Source organism: Albidovulum salinarum (genome assembly GCF_025673475.1).
In the GTDB taxonomy this organism is placed as follows: domain Bacteria; phylum Pseudomonadota; class Alphaproteobacteria; order Rhodobacterales; family Rhodobacteraceae; genus Albidovulum; species Albidovulum salinarum.
Genome location: NZ_JAOVQO010000006.1, coordinates 160,718 through 183,727, shown reverse-complemented (window position 1 = coordinate 183,727; position 23,010 = coordinate 160,718). Strand labels below are relative to the sequence as shown.

The window sequence follows — 23,010 nt, the reverse complement described above, 5'->3', positions numbered from 1 at the left end:
GACCGCTGGCGCGGAGGTGAAGTAGCGATGGAAAAACTTGAAGCCGCATTGGCCAAGGCCCGCGAGATGCGCCGCTCGGCGCTGTCGGCGTCGCACCCGGTCCGGGACCGGACGGGCGTGCGCGATCGGCCAGGAAACGACTGGCTGGCGCTGCCCGAGATCACGCTGACCCCCGACATCATCACCCGCGGCCGCATCTCCGCATTGTCCGGCGGCCGCGACGCGACGCCCTACGACCTTTTGCGCTCGCGCACCTACCGGCTCATGAAAGAGAAGGGCTGGAGCCGCCTTGCCATCACCTCGCCCGGTACTGCCTGCGGCAAGACGACGATCGCGCTGAACTTGGCGATCAGCCTGGCGCGGCAGCGCGATCTGCGGGTGATGCTGCTCGATCTCGACCTCAGGCGGCCCTCGCTGCACAAGATGCTCGGCCATGTTCCCGAAAGCTCGTTCCATGAGGTTCTCGAGGGCCGGGTCGCCTTTGGCGAACAGGCGCTGCGGATCGGCGCCAATCTGGTGATCGCGCTGAACACCAGCAAGGCGCAAAACCCCGCCGAACTGATGCAGAGCGCCGCAACGCGCAGGGCACTCGATGAGATCGAACGCAGCTGGCAACCTGACCTGATGCTGTTCGATCTCGCGCCGATGGACGCGGGCGACGACTATGTGAACTTCCTCGGCAACGTCGACTGCGCGCTGCTCGTTGCGGCGGCCGAAAGCACGACGCTGGCGAATATCGACATCTGCGAGAAGGAGCTCGCCCAGCTCACCGACGTGCTCGGCATCGTTCTGAACAAGTGCCGCTATTCCGACGACTCGGTCGGCTACAACTACGAAGCCTACGGCTGAGGGCGCGCGTGGAGATCGGCACCGGTGAGGTCCGTTCCGGCGCCGCGGTGCCGTGCGGCGAGGGGGGCGAAATGCCTGCCGACAGCGTCATCATTCCGCATTACAACGATGCGCGGCGGCTGCGCCGGTGTCTCGCGGCGCTGATGGCCGGGGACACGGCGGGGGCGGAGATCCTCGTCGTCGACAACGGCTCGACCGAGCCGCTCGACGCGCTGAAGGCCGAGTTCGCCGCCGTCCGCTTCATCGACGAGCCGGCGCCCGGCGCCGCGGCTGCCCGCAACCGCGGGGTCCGTGAAAGCCGTGGCGGGCGGCTCTGCTTTCTCGATGCCGACTGCGTTCCGGCACCGGGCTGGCTCGCCGCTGCACGTCATGCGGGGGAAACCTCCGACATCGCCGGCGGCGCGATCGAGGTCTTCGACGAGACGCCGGGACCGCGCAGCGGCGCGGAGGCCTTCGAGACCGTCTTCGCCTTCAACTACCGCGACTATATCGAGCGCAAGGGCTTCTCCGTCACAGCCAATCTTGTCACGTCCCGCGCGGTGATGGAGGCGGTCGGCCCCTTCACCCCCGGCGTCTCGGAAGACGCCGAATGGTGCCTGCGAGCGCGGGATATGGGGTACCGGCTGGTTCTCGCCGAGAACCTTCGGGTGGCGCATCCGACCCGCGCGGACTGGCCGGCGCTGGAGCGCAAATGGCGCCGGATCGCGCGCGAGATGTTCGCGCTGCACGTTGCGGCCCGCCCCGGCGCGGCCGGCCGGCTCATCTGGTTCCTCCGGGCGCTGTCGATGGCGGCGAGCATCGCCGTGCATCTGCCGAAGCTCCTCTTCTCGCCGAAGCTCAACGGAGCGGGCGAGCGGCTGCGTGGCGCGGGAACGCTGGTGCGGCTGCGGCTCCTGCGTAGCTGGTGGATGCTGCGCCAGGCGCTGGGCGCGGTGATTTGACCGTCCGGGCACGAAAAACCCCACCGGCGCACCGGCGGGGTCCAGGTCGTCCGCGCCTCCGGTGGCGTCAGAAGTTCTCGTAGGCGCCGGCGTCCGGTGCCTTACCCTTCGGCCGGGTCGCGCCCACGATGTCCGATGGCGGCGCGTGCCTGGATGTGCCCGCGTCGATCGCCTGCGCGCCGGACTTCAGCGTGAAGTTCTGCGTGTTGACGGAGGTGAACTCGGTCGAGCTGTTCGTGACCTCGATATTGTTGGTCACGACGATGTTGTTGGCGGTATCCGGCTTGGTGTTGATCCGCGTCACCAGGTTGTTTGCCACCGTCGTGTTCTTCGACGGCGTGCCGTTCTTGTGGTAGCCGATCATGATCCACGGCGCCTTGTCGGCGGCACCGTCGGGGCGGATCACCGTGTTGTTCACCACGGTCGAGTTGAGCGCCCCCGCAATCGTGATGCCGTGATAGGCCGAGGAGGTAATCAGGTTGTTGCGGATCAGGATGCCGTCGAACATGCCGTCGAACATGCCGATGCCTTGCAGCTTGCAGCGCAGCGGATTTGTCGCCGACGACGTCCATTCGAACAGCTTGTTGTTCTCGATCACCAGGTTCCTTACCGTCCCGGTGCCGACCTTGCCGTCGGTGCCGCGCGAGAACGACTGGAAACCGTCTGCATGGTTGCCGTCGATCTGGAAGCAGTTCTGGACCTTGTTGTTGCGTACGATCGAGCTGTCGCCGAGCGCCCGCAGCCCGTCGCCGGAGAAGCCGTCGATGATGTTGTTCTCCAGCAGCACATTGGTGCCGAAGCCCTGAAGCCCGTGGTAGAGCCCGGTGATCCGGCTTCCGGAGACCGTGTTGCGGTTGCCGTCGATGAGGAAGCCATTACGCTTATTGGCGAGCCAGGTGGAGGAGTCCCACTGCACATAGTTCGCGGCATCCGCGACCGAGCGTACGTCGAGATTGAGGAAGGACAGGTCTGCGGTGTCGCCGTAGGTGCGAACCAGGATGCCGGCGCCGGCCGAGGACGAGGTCGCCCAGACCTTGAGCCCCTGAACCACGACGTTCGTCGTATTCCTCATCTGAATCGACTCGGCATGGGCGGTCTGGCCCGGAACCGGTGCGATGACGACCGGCGAGGTGAACCGCTGGTCACGGATCAGGATCGCGCCGTGATAGCCGTCCATCAGGAAGATCCGGTCGCCGCCCTTCACCTGGCCAGACGACAGAAGCGTCGAGAGGCTCTGCCAAGTGCTGCCCGGCGCCGGCGCCGCGGTCGAGGTGTTGGTCGCGGTGGTCGGCTGCGTCGTCGAGGTCTGGGTGTCGGTTCCCGTCGGCTCGGTTTGCGTGCTGGATGTGTCCGACGTGACCGTCTTCGTCGTTGTCGTCGTGGTTTCCGGCGCAGGTTCCGTCGCGGCGGACTCGCTCGTCGCGCCGGATACCGGTGTCGTCGACTCTGAAGTCGACGCATCGGTCCCGGTGCTGCCGTCCGCGGACGTGCTGCCGTCGCCGGTGCCGGTCCCGGTCGAGCCGCTGCTCGATTCCTGCACCGAAGTGCTGGTGCTCGTGCTGGTGCCGGCCGTCGGGTCACTGCTCCAGGCATTCGAGTTGAGCTGGGTGTCCGTGCTGCTGCTGCCGGGGCGGCGGGCGCGCAGCCACTTGCCGGCGGTGGTGCCGGAGGTCGAGGATTCTTTATGCCGGACTCGCAGCGACTGCTCGGGCAGCGCCAGCGGGTCGAGGGCCAAGTCGGTCTGGCCGAGCCTGGCCCCCATCGCTTGCAGCGAAATCGCCGACAGGGCGGTGCCTTTGACGGGGCCGGGATTGGCCGGTTGAACGTAGAAGTCGGTCGCCTGGACCGCAGTGGCACAACATGCCGCGCTGAGACTCAGAACCATCAAGTTGCGTAGGAGGTGCATAGAAGTGTTCTTTCGTGCCGCGAGTGTGTCTGTTTTAGGAACAATGCGCGACAAAGTGGCAAACATTGGGCGCAATTGAAGTCTCGATGTGCCCGATTAGGCCAGTTAGGCACAAATACACAATCCGGGGGCCCAAAAGGCAGCGTGTTTCCGCTGATCCGCCGCTTTCGCGTGTTCGGAAATGAGAAACAGTCGGGCGGCGCGCTTCGGTTTCCGCCGATCTTAACACAAGCCGGTCATAACTCGTCGGTCGGCGCACTGCGCGACGCGCGCGGTTCCCGGACATGACCAGGACAGGCAGGCCCGGCCGGACGGAACCGGCCCGGCGATCAGGAAGAGAGAGATGGACAAGTTTTCCGACTACCCGACAAGCCTTACAGCACCGGCGCGCGATGCGGCGGCGGTGGTGCCGAACGATGCGGCCGATCTGCCGATGCTGCCGCGTGCGCTCTATGTCGGCGTGAGCGGCGATATCTCCGCCCGCCTCGCCGGAGGCCAGGCGGTGCTGTTCCGAAACGTGCCCTCCGGTAGCGTGCTCGCGGTGCGGGCGCGGGGGGGCAACGCGACCGGCACGACGGCCGCCGGGATTGTCGCGCTCTGGTGAGCCGCGGGCGGGTGCGCCCGAAGTCGAGTCAAGCGGAAGGGCCGGCGGGTGCATCAACCCGCCGGCCCTCTTCCTGTTCGCGCGCCCAGGTCAGGTCGCGTTGGCGCCAAGCTTCCAGCCATCGGCATTCGCCACGGAGGCCGGACCGAGAATCTGCTTGTAGGGTGTCGTCGCCGGCGCGGCACCGGTCTCCGTGGCGCTCCGCCAGGCCCGCAGGTACTCGACGTCGCCGACGAATTGCAGCGTCGCCGTGTTGCGGGCGAGGAAGCCGAGCGCGCGGGTGCTCTGGAAGACGCCATTGCCCGAGGCGGTGAACGGAACCGTCGCCACCAACACACCGTTCACCGTCACGCGCAGGACCGCCGCGACCTGATCGGCGGCGCAGACGACGTCGTACCAGACATTGGCTGCCAGCGCGGTCGCCACGACATGGGCGTTGAGCATCTTCGTCCCGGCGCCGTCCTCGATCGTGAACCGCAGCGCGCCGGTGTTCATCAGCTCGACGTCGAAGCCGGTCGAGACCTGGGTGAACAGGATCGCCGTCGTCGCGGGCAGCGCGGCCACGCGAAAACGCCCGGCGAAGGTGAGCGCGCCGGTGCCCGCGGGCAGGTTGACCGGGTCGAGGAAGTAAGGCCCCGTGGCCGAGGTGGTGAAGCGCGGCGCCACGACCGGCAGCGTGTTGGCGACGACCGCGGCATCGGCGAGCGGCCGCACCGGCACCCCGTCGAGCCCCGCGGCGCCGACATAGACGATCGGCAGGTTCTTCCAGGTCCCGGCGATCTGATCCTCGGGGAAGGCGATCATGCCGGTGGCGCCGCCATTGCCGTACTGCACCGTGTCGGCATAGCTGAAGCTGCCCGCGTTGGGCAGGATCCGCACCCTTCCGGCAACGATGCTCGCCTTCACGGCGGGCAGCCCGTTGATCTGGAAGCCCATCACCTCGGTCCAGTGCGGCTGGCCGGTGCCAAGCGCCGGGTCGCCCCGCTTCAGCCGCGTCGTGGTGACCGGCCCGGCCGAGGACCAGAGCTCGACCCAGGCGCCCGTGGGCTCCCAGAGGCAGTGGTCGAAGACCGGCGCCGTCCAGCCCGAGAGCCCCGCCGCCTGCAGGATCGCATGGGCCGTGAGCCGCGCCCAGGCCTGGCAGCCATCGGGCGTGTTGCCGGCGGGATGCGAGGGGTCGGTCCAGCCGCCCGCGCCGTCGGCATAGCCGTTGACATAGGTCACCGGCTCGATCCCGCCGGGCAGGAACATCGTCGCCCCCGGCAGCGCCAGCATCGCCCGCCAGCTTCTCCGGGCGGCCTCCTTGTTGGCAAGATTGAACTGGTCGCCGCCGCCGGCGTAGTGCGTGGCGTCGCGCATGTCGGCGTCGATGTCGAAGCGGTGCGGGCCATAGCCGACCCAGCGGGTATGGGCATAGTCGTAGAGCTCTCCGAACCAGTGGTCGGCGCGGTAGCTCTGGCCGCTGCCGTAGGTGATCGTCGCGGGGAAGCTCACCGCCGTGCCGTCGGTCTTCTGGCCGGAAAAGAGCGGGAACAGGGCCTCACTGTAATTCGCGCCGAGATTGCCGGGGGCGGCGAACCACGACATCGCGGCGAGCCCGACATGCTGGCCGTCGGCGGTGGCGAAGGCGTGGAGCGTGCGGTCGGCGGCCCAGGACCGCGCCGGGTTGGTGTCGTCCACGAGGTCGCGCGGATCGGTGCCGGGGACGGTCTGGAAGATCACCGCGAACTTCTCGCCGGGCCGCGCCGCGATCAGGGTCGCGGCGAGCGCTGCCGCGGCGGCGGTCAGCGGCTGGGCATTGGAGATGAACTGTCGCGTCGGGCTGCCGGCCGCGCCCTGGAAGATCTGCACCGCCTCGGGATCGGCGACGGGCGGCGGCGGCGTGTTGTCGTGGAAGGTCGAGAGGATCCGGTCGGGCTCCGACTGGCCCCAGATCGCGACGACATGGCCGACGCCGAACCGCGCCGCGCCCTGGGCGGCGATGCCGGGCAGGTCCTTGAGCCGCGCCTCGGGCCGGAACCACGAGGAACTGCGCGGTACAGCGAGGCTGCTGCGCCAGGCACCGGCGCCGTCGATCGTGGCGACCTCGGTCCAGGCGGTGGTCGCGGCACCGCCGTCGTCGAGCGAGAGGGCCCGCGCCTCGACCACGGCGCCGGGCGTGCCGGTGCCTGCGACGGGCACCGCGGCCGAGGCGCGGCCGAAGCCCGCGCCGCTGTCGAAGATCGTACGGTCGCGGCTGAACGGGTTTAGCGACAGCGCCCCGGCGGGCGGCGGCGTCGCGCCGTCGCGGGGCGGGGTCTGGTCGATGGAAAGCGAGGAGAGCGAGATCATGCGGAGTTCCGTCTTGCGGGACGGCGCCGTCGGCTCGGCCGGAAGGCACAAGATCCGCGGCGCTCGTCCGGATGGCTTACGCCGTCGCGTCGCCGGTCCGGGATCGCCGCGGGCGCGGCGACTCGGTCCTGGCCGCGCGCGGCAGGTCACAGGACCTCGATACCATCGCGCTGACAGGTGTTGCGGCGCGCAAGCTCCGCGCGCTCGCTCGGTCAGGAAACCGTCAAGCCGGTGGTCTCAGGTCAGGCCCCGCGACGCGAGGTCGCTTTCGGTCGCGTCGGCATCGAGGAACCGGCCGTAGGGACCGACCTCGATGTCGTGCCGAAGGATCCGCGCCGGGTTGCCGGCGACGACACAGCCCGGCGGCACCGATTTCGTCACGACCGCGCCGGCGCCGACGATGCAGTTGTCGCCGATCTCGACCCCCGGCAGGATCATGCTGCGCCCGCCGATGAAGCAGTTCGCGCCGATCCGGGTGTGCAGGTAAAGCCCGCGCGTGCGGTCATGGGTGAGGATCCGCGCCTCGAACGCGATGTAGGAATACGGGCCGACATGGACGCCGATCGGAAAGGTCCGATCGAATTTCGCCGAGAGCGAGAACTGCGCCGTCGGGTCGATGTCCATGCCCCAGAGCCGCCGCAGCGCGCCCCGGCGCAAGGTCACGAGGAGGTTGCGCAGTCCGCTGAGCCGGTTGAGCCCGCGCCGTCGCGCCTTCACCGGAGAGGTGGCGGGCGCCGCCTGCTGTCCCGGCGGCGGATCGGCGATTGTGACGTCGCGGTCTGGCACCGGACTCTCCCGAAACTGGCAATCCGGCCATGGCGGGACCGGTCCTCCGACAGGGGCACAGGATAGTTAACAAATTGGAAATATTCAATCTACGCGCCGGGTTTCGTTGCCCGATGTCGCGAGGGACGCGGCCGTCATCGGCGCCAGCCCGATCGCGGCTCGCACGCTGGGGCCGGGCGCGCTATAACGACCTGGTGCGTCGTCAGTGCCGGGTCGGAGACAGTGAACACCCTCGAAACATCGTTGAGCCAGTTCGAGACGACCGACAGCCTGACCGTGATCATGGTCAGCTACAACACCCGCGCGCTCACCCTTGCGGCGCTGCGGACGCTCTTCGCCGAGACCCGGAACCCGTTCCTGCGCGCCGTCGTCTTCGACAACGCCTCCTCCGACGGCTCCGCCGACGCGATCGCCGCGGCCTTTCCCGAGGTCGAGCTGATCCGCAGCCCCGAGAACGTCGGTTTCGCGCGGGCCAACAACATTGTCGCCGCGCAGGCGGAAACCGAATGGCTGCTCCTGCTCAACCCCGACACCGAGGTCCATGATGGCGCCGTCGACCGGCTCCTCGCCTTCGCCAAGGCCAATCCCGAGGCGGGCATCTACGGCGGTCGGACGGTGTTTCCCGATGGCTCGCTCAATTTCGCCTCGTGCTGGCAGCAGATCACGCCCTGGAGCATCTTCTGTGCCGCCTCCGGGCTCACCACCCTCTTCCCGCGCACCTCGCTCTTCCATCCCGAGGCGATGGGCAGTTGGCGCCGCGACACGGTGCGCGAGGTCGATATCGTCGTCGGCTGCCTGATGCTGATCCGGCGCGAGCTCTGGGCGCGGCTCGGCGGCTTCGACCTGCGCTACTACATCTACGGCGAGGAGGCGGACCTCTGCCTGCGCGCGGCGCGGCTCGGCTGCCGGCCGATGGTGACGCCCGATGCCGAGATCATGCATCTCGTCGGCGCCTCCAGCAAGACGCTGGGCGACAAGCTGGTGCTCCTGGCGAAGGCGCGGGTGACGCTGATCCGCGATCACTGGCCGCGAGCCTGGGTGCCGTTCGGGCTGGCGATGATGTGGACCTGGTCCGCGACGCGGGCGGCGGGATATGGCCTCGCTGCGCGGCTCCTCGGCGGGCGCATGAGGCAACGCGCCGACAGCTGGGTGCGGCTGTGGCGGGCGCGGCGCGACTGGATGAAAGGGTACTGACATGGCACAATGGCGGCACGGGACCAGCTCCGGCCGCCGGCCGCGGGACATTTTGGTCCAATGTGAGGGCTATTCGGCGTGACGGTTGCGGAAACGACAGGCGCGCGGAGCGCGCGCAGTTCCGCCACTTCCGCCCGCGACGCAGGGTGGCGGATGGCGGTTCCCCGGCTTCCGCTTCTCGTCTGGGTCTACCTGCTCCTGCTGATCACGCCCTTCACCGTGGACCTGGGGCCGCTCAAGCTCTCGCCCCTGCGGCTCCTCTTGCTTTTCACCACGCTGCCGTTGCTCGTCAATCTGTTCAGGGGCAGCTACGGCAAGGTGCTTCCGGTCGACGTGATCTTCGTCCTGCACGTGATCTGGATGGCGATCGCGCTCCGTATCACGAGCCCCTGGACGGCGACCGAAGCCACCGGCTCGACGGCGATCGAGTTCCTCGGCGGCTACGCGATCGCGCGCGCCTACATCCGCACGCCGGGCACGTTCATCGCGCTGATCCGGGTGCTCCTGCTGTTGGTCCTGCTGTCGCTGCCGCTGGCCTTCGTGGAAACGCAGACCGACCGCTCGGTGCCGATCCAGATTGTGCGCGCGCTCGGCCTCGACGCGGTCGAGGATGTCAACCGCTACCCGCGCCTCGGGCTGTTCCGCGCCCAGGTCTTCTTCGCCCACCCGATCCACTACGGCCTCTTCTGCGCCTCGGTCTTCGCGCTGACCTTCGTCGGGCTGCGCAGCGTGATCGACCTTGGAGGGCGCCTGTGGCGCAGCGTCGGCGTCGGCATCTGCGTCGTGTTTTCGGTGTCGAGCGGCGCGGTCCTGTCGGTGGTTCTGCAGGCGATGCTGATCGGATGGAGCATCGTCCTGCGCCGGGTCCGCGGACGCTGGCTGCTGCTCGGCCTGCTCTTTGCGCTGATGTATGTCGCCGTCGATCTCGCCTCCAACCGGTCGCCGCTCCGGGTGTTCATGAGCTACGCGACCTTTTCGGCGCACAACGCCTATTACCGACTCGTCATCTTCGACTGGGGCATGTTCAACGTCTGGAACAATCCGATCTTCGGCCTCGGCTTCAACTACTGGGTGCGCCCGGCCTATATGCGCAGCGGGACGATGGACAACTTCTGGCTGGTGATCGCGGTGCGCTACGGGATCCCCGGATTCGTGCTGATCATGCTGGGTTACCTCGATGCGATCTTCCGGGTCGGGCGGCGACGGCTCGAACCGGGCTCCGCGCTGGCGGACCTGCGGTTGGCCTGGATGATCACCTTCGTCGGCCTCAGCTTCACCCTGACCACGGTCCATATCTGGACTTCGCTCTATTCCTTCGTCTTCTTTCTCATGGGCGCGGGGTTGTGGATCGCGACCATCCCGGAAGAGGCGATCACGCAGGGAGCGGATGACGTTTCCGCTAAAGGGCCGCCGCCCCGCACCGTCTGGGCACGCGAGATCGAAGCCAGCCGCGCTCGCGGGACGCCCGAGGATCCATCCCTCCGGACGGCATCGACCGAAGAGGCGCCGGCACCGCCGGGCCAAGTTGCGCGCCAGACCAGCCGATACACGCGTTTCGAGCCTGAATCCGGTCCCGAGAGCCAGACCGCCAAGCCAAAGCGCCCCGGCCGTTGAACCGGACCTAGCGCGGCCCCAGATGCCGCTCGCCGCGGTCCTCGGCCAGCGCGACCTGGCGCTGGCGTTCGCGGAACCGGGCGCGCTGCTCGGGCGAATACTCGTCGATGCAGGCCGGGCAGGAGACGCCTTCCTCGTAATCGGGATGGCGCTCGGCCTCCCCGGTGAGCGGCCGGCGGCAGGCGTGGCACATGCCGTGCCCGCCGGGGACCAGCCCGTGCCCGACGCTGACGCGCTGGTCGAAGACGAAGCAGGCGCCGTGCCAGAGGCTCTCGGCCTCGGGCACCTCCTCGAGGTATTTCAGGATCCCGCCCTTGAGGTGGAAGACCTCCTCCACTCCCTCGCGGATCAGGAAGTTGGTCGATTTCTCGCAGCGAATGCCGCCGGTGCAGAACATCGCGACACGCTTGCCGGCGAAACGCGCCGCATTGTCGCGCCACCAGCCGGGAAACTCGCGGAAACTCTTCGTGCCGGGATCGACCGCGCCCTCGAACGTGCCGATCGCCACCTCGTAATCGTTGCGGGTGTCGATCACCACGACATCCTCGGCCGAAATCAGCGCGTTCCAGCCCTCCGGCGCCACATAGCGCCCGGTGCCGGCGGTCGGATCGACCTCCGGCTCGCCCATCGTCACGATCTCGCGCTTGAGCCGCACCTTCATCCGCCCGAACGGCATCTCCCCGGCCGGGCTTTCCTTCCAGTCGAGACTGGCGCAGCCGGGCAGGGCGCGGATATGGGCGAGGACCGCGTCGATCCCCTCGCGCGTACCCGCGATGGTGCCGTTGATCCCCTCGCGCGCGAGGAGGAGCGAGCCCTTTAACCCGTGCTCTTCGCAAAGGGCGAGAAGCGGCGCGCGCAGCGCGGCCGGGTCGGGGAAGGCGGTGAACTGGTAGAGTGCGGCGACGGTCAGCATGGCGGGGTGATACGGTCAGCGCGCGGCGCAGGCAAGTCAGGCTTTGTCGGCGGTGCAGATGGCGAGACCGCGCACGACGGCGGTGAAGACGTCCGACCGCTCGGCGGCGGCGTGGGGAAGGGCGGCGCGCACCTCGGCCTCGACGACCGCGAGAAGGCTCGACCCGCCGACGAAGATCACCCGCCCGACCGCCTTGGGGCCAAGGCCGGCTTGCCCCAGCACTTCCGCGATGGCTTCCCTGATGGCGCGCGCGGCGGGAAAGAGCGTGCTGGCGAGCTCGCCCGTGGTCAGGACCGGCCGCAATCCCCGCTCCACGAGCGCCAGGTCGATGCCCGCCTCGGCCGCGCCGTTCGCGCCGATCTTGGCGGCCTCGACCGCGAAGGCGACATCATGGCCGACCTCGTTCTCGATCACGCGTGCGAGGCGGCCGAGCCGCTGCGGCTCCACCGCGAGCCGGGCCATCTTCTGGACGCTGCGCAGCGTCGCGGGGCCGTAGAGGAAGGCGATCTTCTCCCAGGACGCGAGGTCGAGGAAGATGGCGCGCGGCACCGAATGGCGGCCGGGCCCGATCTCGTTGCGCAGCTCGCCGCCGAGGCCGAGAAGCGGCATAACCTTCTCAAGGCTCAATGCCTTGTCGAAATCGGTGCCGCCAAGCCGCAGCCCGTGGCTCGCGAGGACGTGCATCGCACCCTCCCGACTCTCGAATAGCGTGAAATCGGAGGTGCCGCCGCCGATATCGACGATGAGCCCGATGCCCGCGCCGGGACCGGCGGCGCGGGCCGCCGCCTCCGGCTCGTTGACGAAGCGGATCTCCTCGAAGCCCGCGTTATGGTAGCATTCCCGCAGGTCGATCTCCGCCTGTGCATTGCGTTCGGGGTCGACGCTGTGGAACCGCACCGGCCGCCCCGAAACGACGCGGCGGAACCCGGTTCCGGCCTCGGTCTCGGCCCGCCTGCGGATCTCCGCGAGGAACTCCGCCACCACGTCGAGCAGCGACAGCCGCCGGTTCAGGAACTGCCGCCGCTCGCGGGCGAGCGGCGTGCCGAGCACGCTCTTCAGCGCCCGCATGAAGCGCCCCTCCTGTCCGTCGATCATCGCGCCGACGGCGGCGCTGCCGAACACCGTGCGCCGCGCGGCGTAATCGAGGAAGATCGCGGTGGGCAGCGTCTCGCGCCCCGCCTCGAGCGGCACGATCCGGGGCTGCCCCGCGCTAAAGGTCGCGGCGGCGGTGTTCGAGGTGCCGAAATCGATGCCGATCGCGGGGGACATGGCTCTGCCTGCTGGTGCGAATGAGGGAGCGCGCCGATATCAAAGCGGCGGCTGCGGCGCAACCCTCTGGCCCGCGCGGTCGGGCAGCAGCGCGACCCGCCTGCCACGCGCGGAAGCCAGCCGTTCGGCCGAATAGTAATGCTCCAGGATCCCCGCCGCGAGAAGGCCGGGGTTCTCGGCAAGGAATCTTTCGGCGTCGTCGGAGGCCGGCTCCATGCGCTCCGCGATGAGGCTGAGGAAAGCAAGCGTTATGGTGGCGGAGTATTTCTCGGGTCGGCCGCAGGATTGCGCCAGCCGCCGTATCGCCGACGCATAGCGGCAGGCCGCGATGAAGAAATCGTCCCGCCGAAGGGCCTCCCACGCGGTAAGGACATGGTCGCGATGGGTGAAGCCCGCCGGGTCCAGCGTGCCGGTTTCGAGGGCCGCGAGGGTTTCTGCGGGGGTCACGCCGGGTCCTCCGCCAGGCGATGGCTGTCGGCGGCGGTCAGGTCGAGACCGTAGACCCCCTTCAGCTGCGCGATCTTGCCGAGCGTCTCCTCCGAGAAGGGCGCCTTTCCCTCGAAAGCATGCAGAGCCATGCCTTCGACCAGCTCTGCTACCGGCATCTCCAGATGCTCCGCCAGCCCCTTCATCACCTTGAGGAGCCGCTTTTCCAGCCTGAGGCCGGTCTGCACGCGTTCGACTTTCTTCATGGCAGTATATTGGTACCAAGGTACCAAAGAGTCAACCCGCAGGTTGACGAGTGCTCCGCCGCTGCTTACGCATCGAAATGGCAGCAGCGGAGGCACCATGCGCGACACCAGCCATGCCCTGATCGTCATCGACGTGCAGAACGACTTCTGCCCCGGCGGCGCTCTTGCCGTCGCCGATGGCGACGCGATCATCCCCCGCATCAACGAGCTCATGGGCGACTTCGCGGTCAAGGTGCTGACCCAGGACTGGCACCCCGAGGATCACGCTTCCTTCGCCGCGAACCATCCCGGCGCCGAACCTTTCAGCCTGACCGAGATGCCCTACGGGCCGCAGGTGCTCTGGCCCATCCATTGCGTCCAGGGATCTGACGGGGCCGCCTTCCATGCCGGCCTCGCCACCGACCTTGCCGACCTCGTGATCCGCAAGGGCTTCCGCGCCGCCATCGACAGCTATTCCGCCTTCTTCGAGAACGACCACGCCACGCCCACGGGCCTTGAGGGCTATCTCAGAACGCGCGGCGTCACCGACCTGACGCTCGTCGGCCTCGCCACCGATTTCTGCGTCGCCTATTCGGCGATCGACGCAGCGAAGCTCGGCTTCAACGTCACCGTGCTCGAAGGCGCATGCCGCGCCATTGACCTCGACGGCTCGCTCGCGAAGGCGCGCGCCGAAATGCGTGCCGCCGGTGTGCGGCTGGAGGCCTGAATGGTCGACATCGCCACCCGCGTCTACAACCACGCGTTCAAGATCGACCCGATCGTCCGGTCACTGATCGACACCGATTTCTACAAGCTCCTGATGTGCCAGTCGGTGCACCGGAACCGGCCCGACACCACCGTCACCTTCAGCCTCATCAACCGAACCAAATCGGTCCCGCTCGCCAAGCTCATCGACGAGGGCGAGCTGAGAGAGCAGCTCGACCATGTCCGCTCGCTCTCGCTCACGCGCGGCGAGTCGACCTGGCTCCGCGGCAATACCTTTTACGGCAAGCGGCAGATGTTCTCGCCCGCGTTCATGGAGTGGTTCGAGGCGCTGCGCCTGCCGCCCTACCATCTCGAACGCAAGGGCGACCAGTACGAGCTGACCTTCGAAGGCAAGTGGCCCGAGGTGATGCTCTGGGAGATCCCCGCGCTCGCGATCCTGATGGAGCTGCGCTCGCGCGCGGTGCTCGCCGCGATGGGCAAGTTCGAGCTCGAAGTGCTCTATGCCCGCGCCATGACCCGGCTCTGGGAGAAGATCGAGCGGCTCCGGCCCATCGAGGGTCTCCGCATCGCCGATTTCGGCTCGCGCCGACGGCATTCGTTCCTCTGGCAGGACTGGTGCGTGCAGGCGATGATCGAGGGGCTGGGCGAGGCCTTCGTCGGCACCTCGAACTGCCGCATCGCGATGCGCCGTGACATCGAGGCGATCGGCACCAACGCGCACGAACTGCCTATGGTCTATTCCGCGCTCGCCGAAACCGACGAAGACCTCGCCAAGGCCCCCTACCGGGTGCTCGCCGACTGGCACGAGGAGCATTCCGGCAACCTGCGGATCATCCTGCCCGACACCTACGGCACCGAGGGCTTCCTCAAGCGCGCACCCGACTGGCTCGCCGGCTGGACCGGGATTCGCATCGACAGCGGCGATCCCGCGACCGGCGCCGAGACCGCGATCCGCTGGTGGAAGGAGCGCGGCGAGGATCCGACCCAGAAGCTGGTGATCTTCTCGGACGGGCTCGACGTCGAGAAGATCGAGGAGCTGCACGCCCGTTTCTCTGGCAAGGTCCGGGTCTCCTTCGGCTGGGGCACGCTTCTCACAAACGATTTCCGCGGCCTCACGCCGGGCGACACGCTGGCGCCGTTCAGCCTCGTCTGCAAGGCGGTGGCGGCCGAGGGGCGGCCGACCGTGAAGCTCTCCGACAATCCCCTGAAGGCGATGGGGCCGGCCGACCAGATCGCCCGCTACAAGCGGGTCTTCGGCGTCGGCGATCAGGAAGCGATCGACGTCATCGTCTGACCTGGTCAGGCCAGGGGTGCTGCAAGGTCGGCGCGCCGCGCAGCCTCGCGCCAGCCGAGGAAGCGTTCCGGCGGGATCGCTCGGCGCCCGGCGACGCGTTCCACGACGAGGCGGACGTCGTCGAGGCTCCCGGCCTTCAGCGCGGCATCGACGAAGAGCTGTTCCAGCACGTCCTGCTGGGCATGGCTGCCGCCAAGCTGGTACATGCCGCCAAGCGCCGGGCGCATCAGCTCGACCGCCCTGTCGTGGTGCCCGGCGGCATGGGCCAGCAAGGCCTCCGAGATCGGTAGCACGTAGTCCCGCACCAGGGGCGGCAGCGTGCCCTGTCCCTTGGCGAAGCCCCGCATCGCCTCGATCATGCGCCCGGCGGCCTCGGTGCGGCCGGTCGCCGTAAGCGCCATCATCCAGTGCGGCAGGGTAAAGGCCGACACGCAGTCGCCGATCCGCGCCTCGGCCTTGTCGGCAAGCTCGACCCAGCGGGTGCCGACATCAACGCCCAGCCGCTGCAGCCGGAACAGCATCGAGGCCGCGTTCTGCACGTCGATATAGACATCGGGCGAGGCGACCGTCAGTGGCGCATTGAGGTTGCGAAACCGGGTATCGTAAAGCTCCAGCACCCCGGCATGGTCGCCATGCTCCAGCTTGAAGAGCGCGCAGTGCCACCAGAGGTGGTGCTGCATGTTGTGGCTGCCCTCCCAGTTCGGCGCGAGCGCGGTCAGCCAGCGGATGCCCTCGCTCCTGCGGCCCTGGCTCTCCATCACATGGGCGACGGCATGGGCCGCCCAGAGATCGCCGGGATCAAGCTCGATCGCCCTGCGCCCCGACGGCTCCGCCGCGACATAGTCGCCGACCTCCTCATGCGCGAAGGCATGGCAGGCGAGCATCGCCGAATAGCCCGGAACCTCCTCCGACCAGGCCGGAAGCACGCGGTCGACCGAGGCCACCATCTCATAGGGCCGGCCGAGCCAGAAGTAGAGGAAATGCGCGAGACGGAAGGCCACGACGTCGAGCGGGTGGTCGCGCAGGATCGCCTCCCAGGTCGCCAGCGTGCGGTCGAGATCGCCCTCCGCCCAGGCGGCCAGCGCCGCGACATGGCTGCGCTCGCGCTCGGTGACGTCCGTGCAGAGCGCCGCCGCCTTGCGGGCCTGCTCGGCGGCGGTGGGGACCATCGCCTCCTTGAAGGCGAGCATCGCGAAATAGCCCTTCATGCACTGCGCCAGCGCGAAGTCCGGATCGGCGGCCAGCACCGCCTCGAGCCGCTCGCCCGCATCGGCCCGCTGGGTCAGGTAACCGGCGACAAGATGGTCGAAGGCGGTCGCGGCCTTTCCGCTGTTGGTCGAAAGAACCAGCCCTCTGGCGTCAAGATACATGGCGTCGATCCTCGCAGGCGATGGCAGGAAGTCCGGCTTTGTCCCTAAAGCATTAGGCGGAACCGGGTGGCTTGGCCAGCCTCATGCCGGGTTAGGCCGCGCCTCCGGCCGCCGCTTCTCTCAGATCCAGCCCGAACTCCGCCCGGAACCCCGCCACGCCCTTCGGCGTGACCGCCACACGGTCCGACCCCGGCTCGCGCCTGAGCCAGCCGGTGCCGACGAGGCCGCGGTAGATCGCCGCGCCGACCGCGCCGCCGATATGCGTCATCTGTCGCGACCAGTCGGGGCAGAGCCCGAGGAACCGCCGCGGCTCGGCCTCGATCCGGGCGACATCGACGCCGAGCGAACCGAGCCAGGCCGCGCCGGTCCCGGTCAGCGCGAGGCCGCGTGCCGAATGGCGGATATAGTCCTTGCCGATCGCCGCGCCCGCGAGCTGCGCGCCGAGCCGCCCGGCGAGATGGTCGAGGCACATCCGCGAATGCACCCGGCCCCGGTCCCAGGGCAGGGGCTCTGGTTCCCGGTCCGACAACCTGCGCACCAGCGCCTCGATGCCTTCGAGGATCTCGGCCACTGCCGGATCGCCGAGGCTGTAGAAGCGCTTGCGCCCGCGCGCGTCGATCCGCACCAGCCCGGCCTCGGCCAGCCGCGCGAGATGGCCGCTCGTCGTCGAGGGCGCGAGTCCCGCCACTTCCGCGAGGTCGCCGGCCGAGACATGGCCGTCGTCCCTCAGCGCGTAAAGGATATTGGCGCGTGCGGGATCCCCGATCAGCCAGGCAACCTCGGCAATGGCGGTGAGTCCGTTCATGTTTCGGTTTTACCCGAAATGTCGGCGCCGCTCAACCGGCTAGTCTCGATCCCGGCACCAGCACAAGGTCAGAAAGGACTTGCCATGTTGTACGACGACACCGATCTCCACCTTCGCCACCTGTCGAACCCGCGCACGGGCGGCGTCGCCCCGTCGCGCCGCGAGGTGCTGCTCGACCAGTACCGCGCGCGCCGCGCGGCGCAGGTGCGGCTCTGCCGCCGCGCGGCCTCGACCGCGCGTCGCCGCCGCCTGCGCGCGGTCATCGCCAGGGCCGTCGCCTGGATCCGCCACGCGCTTTCCGCGCGCCGTCGCGGACCGGCGCGGCGCTGAGCGGGCCGCGGCGCTTCGTGCTATCCTTCGACGTGACCGCAATGACGAAGGAGGGGTAACGATGGCTGGAACCGATCCCTGGAACGGCACCGACCGGCTCGACGAGGCGACGCTCGACGTGATGGTGGCACGGCTCGAGGCGCGGGGAAAGAACGCCGCGTTCGTCGGCATGCTCGACGACTATCTCGACGCGATGGAGATCGACGGCGCCGCCTCGGTCCTCGACCTCGGCTGCGGCACCGGCCTCGTCTCGCGGCGGATCTGCGCCCGGCCGGATTTCGCCGGCACTTGCCACGGCATCGACCTCAGCGACTACCTCGTGCGCGCGGCGCGGCGGTACGCGGCCGACGAGGGCGCAGGCGAGCGGACCCGGTTCGAGGTGGGCGACACCCATTCGCTGAACCTCGCCGAAGCCAGCTATGACGCCGTCATCGCCCACACACTCTTCAGCCATCTCGACGATCCCGGCGCGGTTCTGGGCGAGATGGCGCGGGTGGTGCGGCCCGGCGGCAGGATCGTGGTCTATGACGGCGACTATGCCTCGCTCACCTTCGAGGAAGCAGATCCAGAGCAGTCGCGGCAAAACTCCGACCGGGTGATCGAGGCGCTCGTCACCCAGCCGCGGGTGCTGCGCCAGATGTTGCGGATCGCCAAGCGCCACGGCCTCGTGCTCGACCGCATGTTCTCCTACGTCTTGACCGAAGCTGGCCGCGCCGATTTCTGGGTCAGCGCGGTCGAGGGGCTCCGCGTGCTCGGGCCGCGCTCGGGCGTGATGACCGAGGCCGAGGCCAACGCCTGGGCCGACGCGCAACTTGCCGCCTCGGAAGAGGGCGTGTTCTTCGGATCGAGCAACTACTACACCTATCTGTTCCGCCCCGCCTGACAGCGTCGGAGAGGCGCAGATTCCGGTTGTGGCCGCCTCCGGTTCCGGTAATTATGCAAGCGTATAATTTCCACACCGAATCCGGGGAGCCGATGTCCGAACCGCGCCGCAGCTTCACCCGCGAGGATCCCGACAGCCGTCGGGCGGCGCTGATCCGCGCGACGCTGGAACTGATTGCCGAGTTCGGTCCGCAGGCCGCCACGGTGCGCGCGATCGCCGCCGAGGCGGGGCTCACCCAGGGCATGATCCGGCACTATTTCTCGACCAAGGAAGAGCTCGTCAACGCCGCTTACGAGGCGCATATGCAGGCCCAGACCGAAGCCTCCGAGGCCTCCGCTGGAGGCGCCGGCACGGCGCGGGCGCGGCTCGCGCATTTCGTCGCGGGCTCGGTCACGCCGCCGGTCGCCGACCCGCGCGCGGTCTCGCTCTGGGCCGGCTTCATCCACATGATCCGCCGCGACCCGGCGATGCACGCCACCCACCGCGAGAGCTACCTGCGCTACCGCGACCTCCTGCAAGGGCTCCTGTCCGACGCGCTGGCCGAATCCGGCCGGCCCGTGCCCGAGGCCGAGGCGCGGCGGCTCGCCATCGCCTGCAACGCGGTGATCGACGGGCTCTGGCTCGAAGGCGGTGCGCTGCCCGAGGCCTTCGGGTCCAGTGAGCTTGAAGGGATCGCCCGCGACTCGGTCGGCGCGATCCTTGGTCTTTCCCTTTTGCGCGATGAGGCGTCCCAATGAAGTATTCCCCGGTTCTCGACCGCCTCTCCGGTCTCGGAGGCGCGAAATGGGAGATCCATGCCCATGCCCGCGCCCGCGCCCGGCAGGGCCATGACGTGATCGAGCTGACGATCGGCAATCCCGACGTCGCCGCCCCCGCTGAGCTGGTCGAGGCGGCGACGGCGGCGATGCGTGCCGGCCGCACCCAGTATTCCAGCGGCCGCGGCGAGGAGGGGCTGCGCGAGGCGCTCGCCGCGCGCTACACGGAAAGCGCCGGCCGCCCGATCGGCGCCGATCAGGTGCTCTGCTTCCCCGGCACCCAGACCGCGCTCTACGCCGTCCTGATGGGCCTCGCCGAGCCCGGCACCGAGGTCCTCGTCGGCGACCCGATGTACGCCACCTACGAGGCCGTGGTCGCCGCGAGCGGTGCCGCGCTCGTGCCGGTGCCGCTCCGGCCCGAGCGCGGCTTCCGCATTGCCGCCGCGGACATCGCGGCCCGGATCACGCCGCGGACGCGGGCGGTGCTCCTCAACACGCCGCACAATCCGACCGGCGCGGTGCTCCGCCCCGAGGATATCGACGCCATCGGCCGCCTCGCGGTTGCCCACGATCTCTGGCTGATCGTCGACGAGGTCTACGAGGAGCTCGTCTTCGACGGCGTTGCCTTCACCTCGCCGCTCGCGCGCGCCGATCTCGCCGAGCGGGTCGTCGTGGTCTCCTCGATCTCCAAGTCCCATGCCGCGCCCGGTTTCCGCTCCGGCTGGTGTATCGGTTCCGCCGCCTTCACCGAACGGCTGCTGCCCCTGTCGGAATCCATGCTCTTCGGCAACCAGCCCTTCATCGCCGACATGACCGCGCTCGCGGTCTCCGGACCCTCGGAGGTCGCCGCGGGGATGCGTCACCGCTTCGCGGCGCGGGCGAAATACCTCGCCGAACGGCTTACGCAGGAGACGCGGCTCCGCGTCCACCGCCCCGAGGCGGGCATGTTCGCGCTGATCGACGTCACCGCTACCGGCATGAGCGACCGCAACTACGCGCTCGACCTGATCGAATCCGGGGTCGCGGTGATGCCGGGCTCGGCCTTCGGCCAGTCGCTCGCCGGCTGGGTCCGTGTGGCGCTCACCGTCGATGACGGCCGCTTCCGCCGCGCCTGCGACCGGATCGTGACCCATGCCAACGCCAAGTGCCGGATAGGAGCCTGAAAGTGACGACGATCGGTGAAGCCCTTGTGAAGGCGCTCGAGGCGCGCGGCGTGAACGTGGTGTTCGGCATTCCCGGCGTCCACACGGTGGAGCTTTACCGCGGGCTCGCGGGCTCGCCGATCCGCCATGTCACGCCACGCCACGAACAGGGGGCGGGCTTCATGGCCGACGGCTATGCCCGCGTCTCGGGTAAGCCCGGCGTCGCCTTCGTGATTACCGGGCCGGGGGTCACCAACACGCTGACGCCGATGGGCCAGGCGCGGGCGGATTCGGTGCCGATGCTGGTGATCTCGGGCGTGAACCGGCGGGCGACGCTGGGGCGTGGCCTCGGCTGCCTGCACGAACTGCCCGACCAACTCGGGCTGACCGCGCTCGTCGCCCGCACCGCCGACCGGGTCGAGAGCGCCGAAGCGCTGGCCCCGGCCCTCGACCGCGCCTTCGCGGGCTTCGCCTCCGACCGGCCCGGCCCGGCCCATATCGAGGTGCCGCTCGACGTGATGGGCCTGCCCGCGCTCCCGGTCCCCGCGCCCGCCTATGCCGCGCCGGTTCTGCCCGATCCTGATGCGATCCGCCGCGCCGCCGAGGCGCTCGGCCAGGCCGTTCGCCCGCTGATCCTCGCCGGCGGCGGCGCCAGGCACGCCGACGCCGCGCTCACCGCGCTTGCCGAACGGCTCGACGCACCGGTGGTGCAGACCGTGAACGCCCGCGGCCTGATGCACCGTCACCCGCTCGCGGTGCCGGTCAATCCCTGTCTCGAACCGGTGCGCGACCTGATCCGCGCCGCCGACGTCGTGCTCGCCGTCGGCACCGAGTTCGGCCCCACCGACTACGAGATGTATGGCGGCGCGATGCCGGTCCCGGCGCGGCTCGTCCGGATCGACATCTCGGCCGAGCAGCTTGCCCTCAACCCGGTGGAGATCGCGCTGCGCGGCCATGCCGAGGCGGTGCTTCCGGCGCTGACCGGGGCGCTGCCGGAACGCGCGCCCCGTGACGGCGCGACGCGCGCGGCTGAGGCAATCGACGCCGCCCGCGCCGGGCTCGACCCGGTGATGCTGCCGCAACTTGCCATCCTCGAAGCGGTGCGCGACACGGTTCCGGGCGCGATCTTCGTCGGCGACTCGACGCAAGCGATCTACGCCGGCAATCTTCTTTACGACCACGACCGCCCCGGCGGATGGTTCAACGCCGCGACCGGCTTCGGCGCGCTCGGCTTCGCGATCCCGGCCGCGATCGGCGCGGCCCTCGCCGACCCCGACGCGCCGGTCGTCTGCCTCGCCGGCGACGGCGGCGCGCAGTTCTCCCTGCCCGAGTTGATGACCGCGGTGGACGAGAAGCTGCCGATCGCCTTCCTGATCTGGAACAACCACGCCTATCAGGAGATCGCGGATTCGATGGCGCGCGTCGGCGTCGCCGTCACCGGCTGCCACCCGACGCCGCCCGATTTCGCCGCCGTCGCGCAGTCCTGCGCCATGCCCTTCGCCCGCGTCGCGATGGCGCCCGAGGCGGTGGCCGGGGCGCTGAGGGACCTGCGCCGCCCCGACGGGCCGGTGATGATCGAGATCGAGGCCGGCTGAACCGGCCGCCTAGCAGCCGTTCTGCCAGCCCTCGATGATCTCCACCGCTTCCTCGGCGCTCTCGACGAAGGAAAAGAGGCTCAGGTCCTCGGGCGAGATCGTGCCCGCTTCGGCCAGCGCCTGCCAGTTGATGATGCTGTCCCAGAAGGCGCGGCCGAAGAGGAGGAACGGCACCTTCTTCATCCGCCCGGTCTGAATCAGCGTCAGGCTCTCGAACATCTCGTCCAATGTGCCGAACCCGCCGGGGAAGATGCAGATCGCCTTCGCGCGCATCAGGAAATGCATCTTGCGGATCGCGAAGTAGTGGAAGTTGAAGCAGAGGTCGGGCGTTACATAAACGTTCGGCGCCTGCTCGTGCGGCAGGACGATGTTGAGCCCGATCGAATGGCCGCCCGCGTCCACCGCGCCGCGGTTCCCGGCCTCCATGATGCCGGGGCCGCCGCCGGTCACGATCACGTCCTCGCGGCCGTAGCTCCTGAGGCTCTTCTCGGTCATGATCCGGGCGAGCTTCCTCGCCTCGTCGTACCATTTCGCGAGCGCCGCGGCGCCGGTCGCCGCCTCGGTCTTGCCGCCCGCGGCGGTCTCGATCACCGGCGGCTCGGGCTGCTCGGCGGTGCCGGTCGGATCGGGGATACGCGCGCTGCCCATCATCACGATCGTCGACTCGATGCCGCGCTCGTCCATGATCATCTGCGGCTTCAGAAGCTCGAGCTGCAGGCGCACGGGGCGCAGCTCCTCGCGGCACATGAAGTCGGGATCGGTGAAGGCGAGCCGGTAGGCCGGGGCGCGGGTCTGCGGCGTGTCGGGAATGCGGTCGGCGGTCTCCACATCCTGGTGGCTGTGGCGGAACGGGTGGCGGCGGGGATCTTCTTTCATGAGCGTCCTCGAGGTCCTGTTACCCAAAGGCGTAGCCCCTTTGCGGGCTGGATGCCAGCATGGCCGCGCAAGATGGCGCAACTGTGACGCGCATGGTCGCATTGCTTCGCGGGCCGAGCCGCCCTATAGGCCATGGTCACGCGACGTCAGATTCCG

General features: G+C 69.0%; 22 protein-coding genes. 12 read left to right on the top strand and 10 right to left on the bottom strand.

Annotated features, from left to right (window positions below; translation table 11 throughout):
• Positions 1 to 27 precede the first annotated feature (27 nt).
• Positions 28 to 849 carry a tyrosine-protein kinase family protein gene (locus tag OEZ60_RS08260; protein WP_263334955.1) on the top strand — a complete coding sequence of 274 codons (822 nt, stop codon included), beginning with the start codon at positions 28 to 30 and terminating at the stop codon, positions 847 to 849.
• Positions 850 to 920: 71 nt separating this feature from the next.
• Entirely contained in the window at positions 921 to 1,790 is an 870-nt protein-coding gene (locus OEZ60_RS08255; RefSeq protein WP_263334953.1) for a glycosyltransferase family 2 protein, read from the top strand.
• A 67-nt stretch (positions 1,791 to 1,857) separates the two neighbouring features.
• On the opposite strand, the gene OEZ60_RS08250 is transcribed toward OEZ60_RS08255, so the two are convergent.
• A complete protein-coding gene (locus OEZ60_RS08250) occupies positions 1,858 to 3,762 on the bottom strand; it encodes a choice-of-anchor Q domain-containing protein (RefSeq protein WP_263334952.1) in 1,905 nt (634 codons plus the stop codon).
• Between the two features lie 277 nt (positions 3,763 to 4,039).
• Between OEZ60_RS08250 and OEZ60_RS08245 the strand changes: the two genes are divergently transcribed.
• Entirely contained in the window at positions 4,040 to 4,300 is a 261-nt protein-coding gene (locus tag OEZ60_RS08245; RefSeq protein WP_263334949.1) for a spike base protein, RCAP_Rcc01079 family, read from the top strand.
• Positions 4,301 to 4,390: 90 nt separating this feature from the next.
• On the opposite strand, the gene OEZ60_RS08240 is transcribed toward OEZ60_RS08245, so the two are convergent.
• Positions 4,391 to 6,631, bottom strand: a complete 2,241-nt coding sequence (locus OEZ60_RS08240) for a LamG-like jellyroll fold domain-containing protein (protein WP_263334947.1) — start codon at positions 6,629 to 6,631, stop codon at positions 4,391 to 4,393.
• Positions 6,632 to 6,868: 237 nt separating this feature from the next.
• Complete coding sequence (locus OEZ60_RS22245; protein WP_317852826.1) at positions 6,869 to 7,417, bottom strand: acyltransferase; 549 nt, start codon at positions 7,415 to 7,417, stop codon at positions 6,869 to 6,871.
• Between the two features lie 222 nt (positions 7,418 to 7,639).
• On the opposite strand from OEZ60_RS22245, the gene OEZ60_RS08230 reads away from it, so the two are divergent.
• Both OEZ60_RS08230 and OEZ60_RS08225 read left to right on the top strand, forming a co-directional pair.
• On the top strand, positions 7,640 to 8,611 hold the full coding sequence (locus OEZ60_RS08230; protein ID WP_263334946.1) for a glycosyltransferase family 2 protein: 972 nt from the start codon (positions 7,640 to 7,642) through the stop codon (positions 8,609 to 8,611).
• Positions 8,612 to 8,764: 153 nt separating this feature from the next.
• A complete protein-coding gene (locus tag OEZ60_RS08225; RefSeq protein ID WP_263334944.1) occupies positions 8,765 to 10,225 on the top strand; it encodes an O-antigen ligase family protein in 1,461 nt (486 codons plus the stop codon).
• A 7-nt stretch (positions 10,226 to 10,232) separates the two neighbouring features.
• On the opposite strand, the gene trhO is transcribed toward OEZ60_RS08225, so the two are convergent.
• Genes trhO through OEZ60_RS08205 form a run of 4 tightly spaced genes read right to left on the bottom strand, consistent with a single transcriptional unit; the run spans position 10,233 to position 13,099 of the window.
• Complete coding sequence (gene trhO / locus OEZ60_RS08220; RefSeq protein WP_263334942.1) at positions 10,233 to 11,138, bottom strand: oxygen-dependent tRNA uridine(34) hydroxylase TrhO; 906 nt, start codon at positions 11,136 to 11,138, stop codon at positions 10,233 to 10,235.
• A 36-nt stretch (positions 11,139 to 11,174) separates the two neighbouring features.
• Positions 11,175 to 12,407, bottom strand: a complete 1,233-nt coding sequence (locus OEZ60_RS08215) for an Hsp70 family protein (protein WP_263334940.1) — start codon at positions 12,405 to 12,407, stop codon at positions 11,175 to 11,177.
• 39 nt (positions 12,408 to 12,446) lie between these two features.
• On the bottom strand, positions 12,447 to 12,854 hold the full coding sequence (locus OEZ60_RS08210; protein WP_263334938.1) for a hypothetical protein: 408 nt from the start codon (positions 12,852 to 12,854) through the stop codon (positions 12,447 to 12,449).
• On the bottom strand, positions 12,851 to 13,099 hold the full coding sequence (locus OEZ60_RS08205; protein ID WP_263334937.1) for a hypothetical protein: 249 nt from the start codon (positions 13,097 to 13,099) through the stop codon (positions 12,851 to 12,853). Before OEZ60_RS08205 ends, OEZ60_RS08210 begins: the two co-directional genes overlap by 4 nt.
• 97 nt (positions 13,100 to 13,196) lie before the next feature.
• On the opposite strand from OEZ60_RS08205, the gene pncA reads away from it, so the two are divergent.
• Both pncA and pncB read left to right on the top strand, forming a co-directional pair.
• Entirely contained in the window at positions 13,197 to 13,805 is a 609-nt protein-coding gene (pncA, locus tag OEZ60_RS08200) for a bifunctional nicotinamidase/pyrazinamidase (protein WP_263334935.1), read from the top strand.
• Positions 13,806 to 15,098, top strand: a complete 1,293-nt coding sequence (gene pncB / locus OEZ60_RS08195) for a nicotinate phosphoribosyltransferase (RefSeq protein ID WP_263334933.1) — start codon at positions 13,806 to 13,808, stop codon at positions 15,096 to 15,098.
• A 5-nt stretch (positions 15,099 to 15,103) separates the two neighbouring features.
• Here the strand turns inward: pncB and OEZ60_RS08190 are convergent, their stop codons facing one another.
• Entirely contained in the window at positions 15,104 to 16,468 is a 1,365-nt protein-coding gene (locus OEZ60_RS08190) for a tetratricopeptide repeat protein (RefSeq protein ID WP_263334932.1), read from the bottom strand.
• A 91-nt stretch (positions 16,469 to 16,559) separates the two neighbouring features.
• A complete protein-coding gene (locus OEZ60_RS08185) occupies positions 16,560 to 17,273 on the bottom strand; it encodes an ArsR/SmtB family transcription factor (protein WP_263334930.1) in 714 nt (237 codons plus the stop codon).
• 84 nt (positions 17,274 to 17,357) lie between these two features.
• Here OEZ60_RS08185 and OEZ60_RS08180 point away from each other — a divergent pair, with 84 nt between their 5' ends.
• From OEZ60_RS08180 to OEZ60_RS08160, 5 genes are all read left to right on the top strand, one after another.
• A complete protein-coding gene (locus OEZ60_RS08180) occupies positions 17,358 to 17,603 on the top strand; it encodes a hypothetical protein (protein WP_263334928.1) in 246 nt (81 codons plus the stop codon).
• A 61-nt stretch (positions 17,604 to 17,664) separates the two neighbouring features.
• The gene (locus OEZ60_RS08175) at positions 17,665 to 18,486 is read left to right on the top strand and encodes a methyltransferase domain-containing protein (protein ID WP_263334926.1); all 822 of its coding nucleotides are present in this window, start codon (positions 17,665 to 17,667) and stop codon (positions 18,484 to 18,486) included.
• Between the two features lie 92 nt (positions 18,487 to 18,578).
• Positions 18,579 to 19,223 carry a TetR/AcrR family transcriptional regulator gene (locus OEZ60_RS08170; protein ID WP_263334925.1) on the top strand — a complete coding sequence of 215 codons (645 nt, stop codon included), beginning with the start codon at positions 18,579 to 18,581 and terminating at the stop codon, positions 19,221 to 19,223.
• A complete protein-coding gene (locus OEZ60_RS08165; RefSeq protein ID WP_263334923.1) occupies positions 19,220 to 20,404 on the top strand; it encodes a pyridoxal phosphate-dependent aminotransferase in 1,185 nt (394 codons plus the stop codon). The genes OEZ60_RS08170 and OEZ60_RS08165 overlap by 4 nt, the downstream gene beginning before the upstream one ends.
• 2 nt (positions 20,405 to 20,406) lie before the next feature.
• Complete coding sequence (locus tag OEZ60_RS08160) at positions 20,407 to 21,978, top strand: 5-guanidino-2-oxopentanoate decarboxylase (protein WP_263334921.1); 1,572 nt, start codon at positions 20,407 to 20,409, stop codon at positions 21,976 to 21,978.
• Between the two features lie 9 nt (positions 21,979 to 21,987).
• Here OEZ60_RS08160 and OEZ60_RS08155 read toward each other — a convergent pair whose 3' ends face one another.
• Positions 21,988 to 22,854: an LOG family protein gene (locus tag OEZ60_RS08155; protein WP_263334920.1), complete on the bottom strand. Its 867-nt coding sequence runs from the start codon at positions 22,852 to 22,854 to the stop codon at positions 21,988 to 21,990.
• Positions 22,855 to 23,010: the final 156 nt, after the last annotated feature.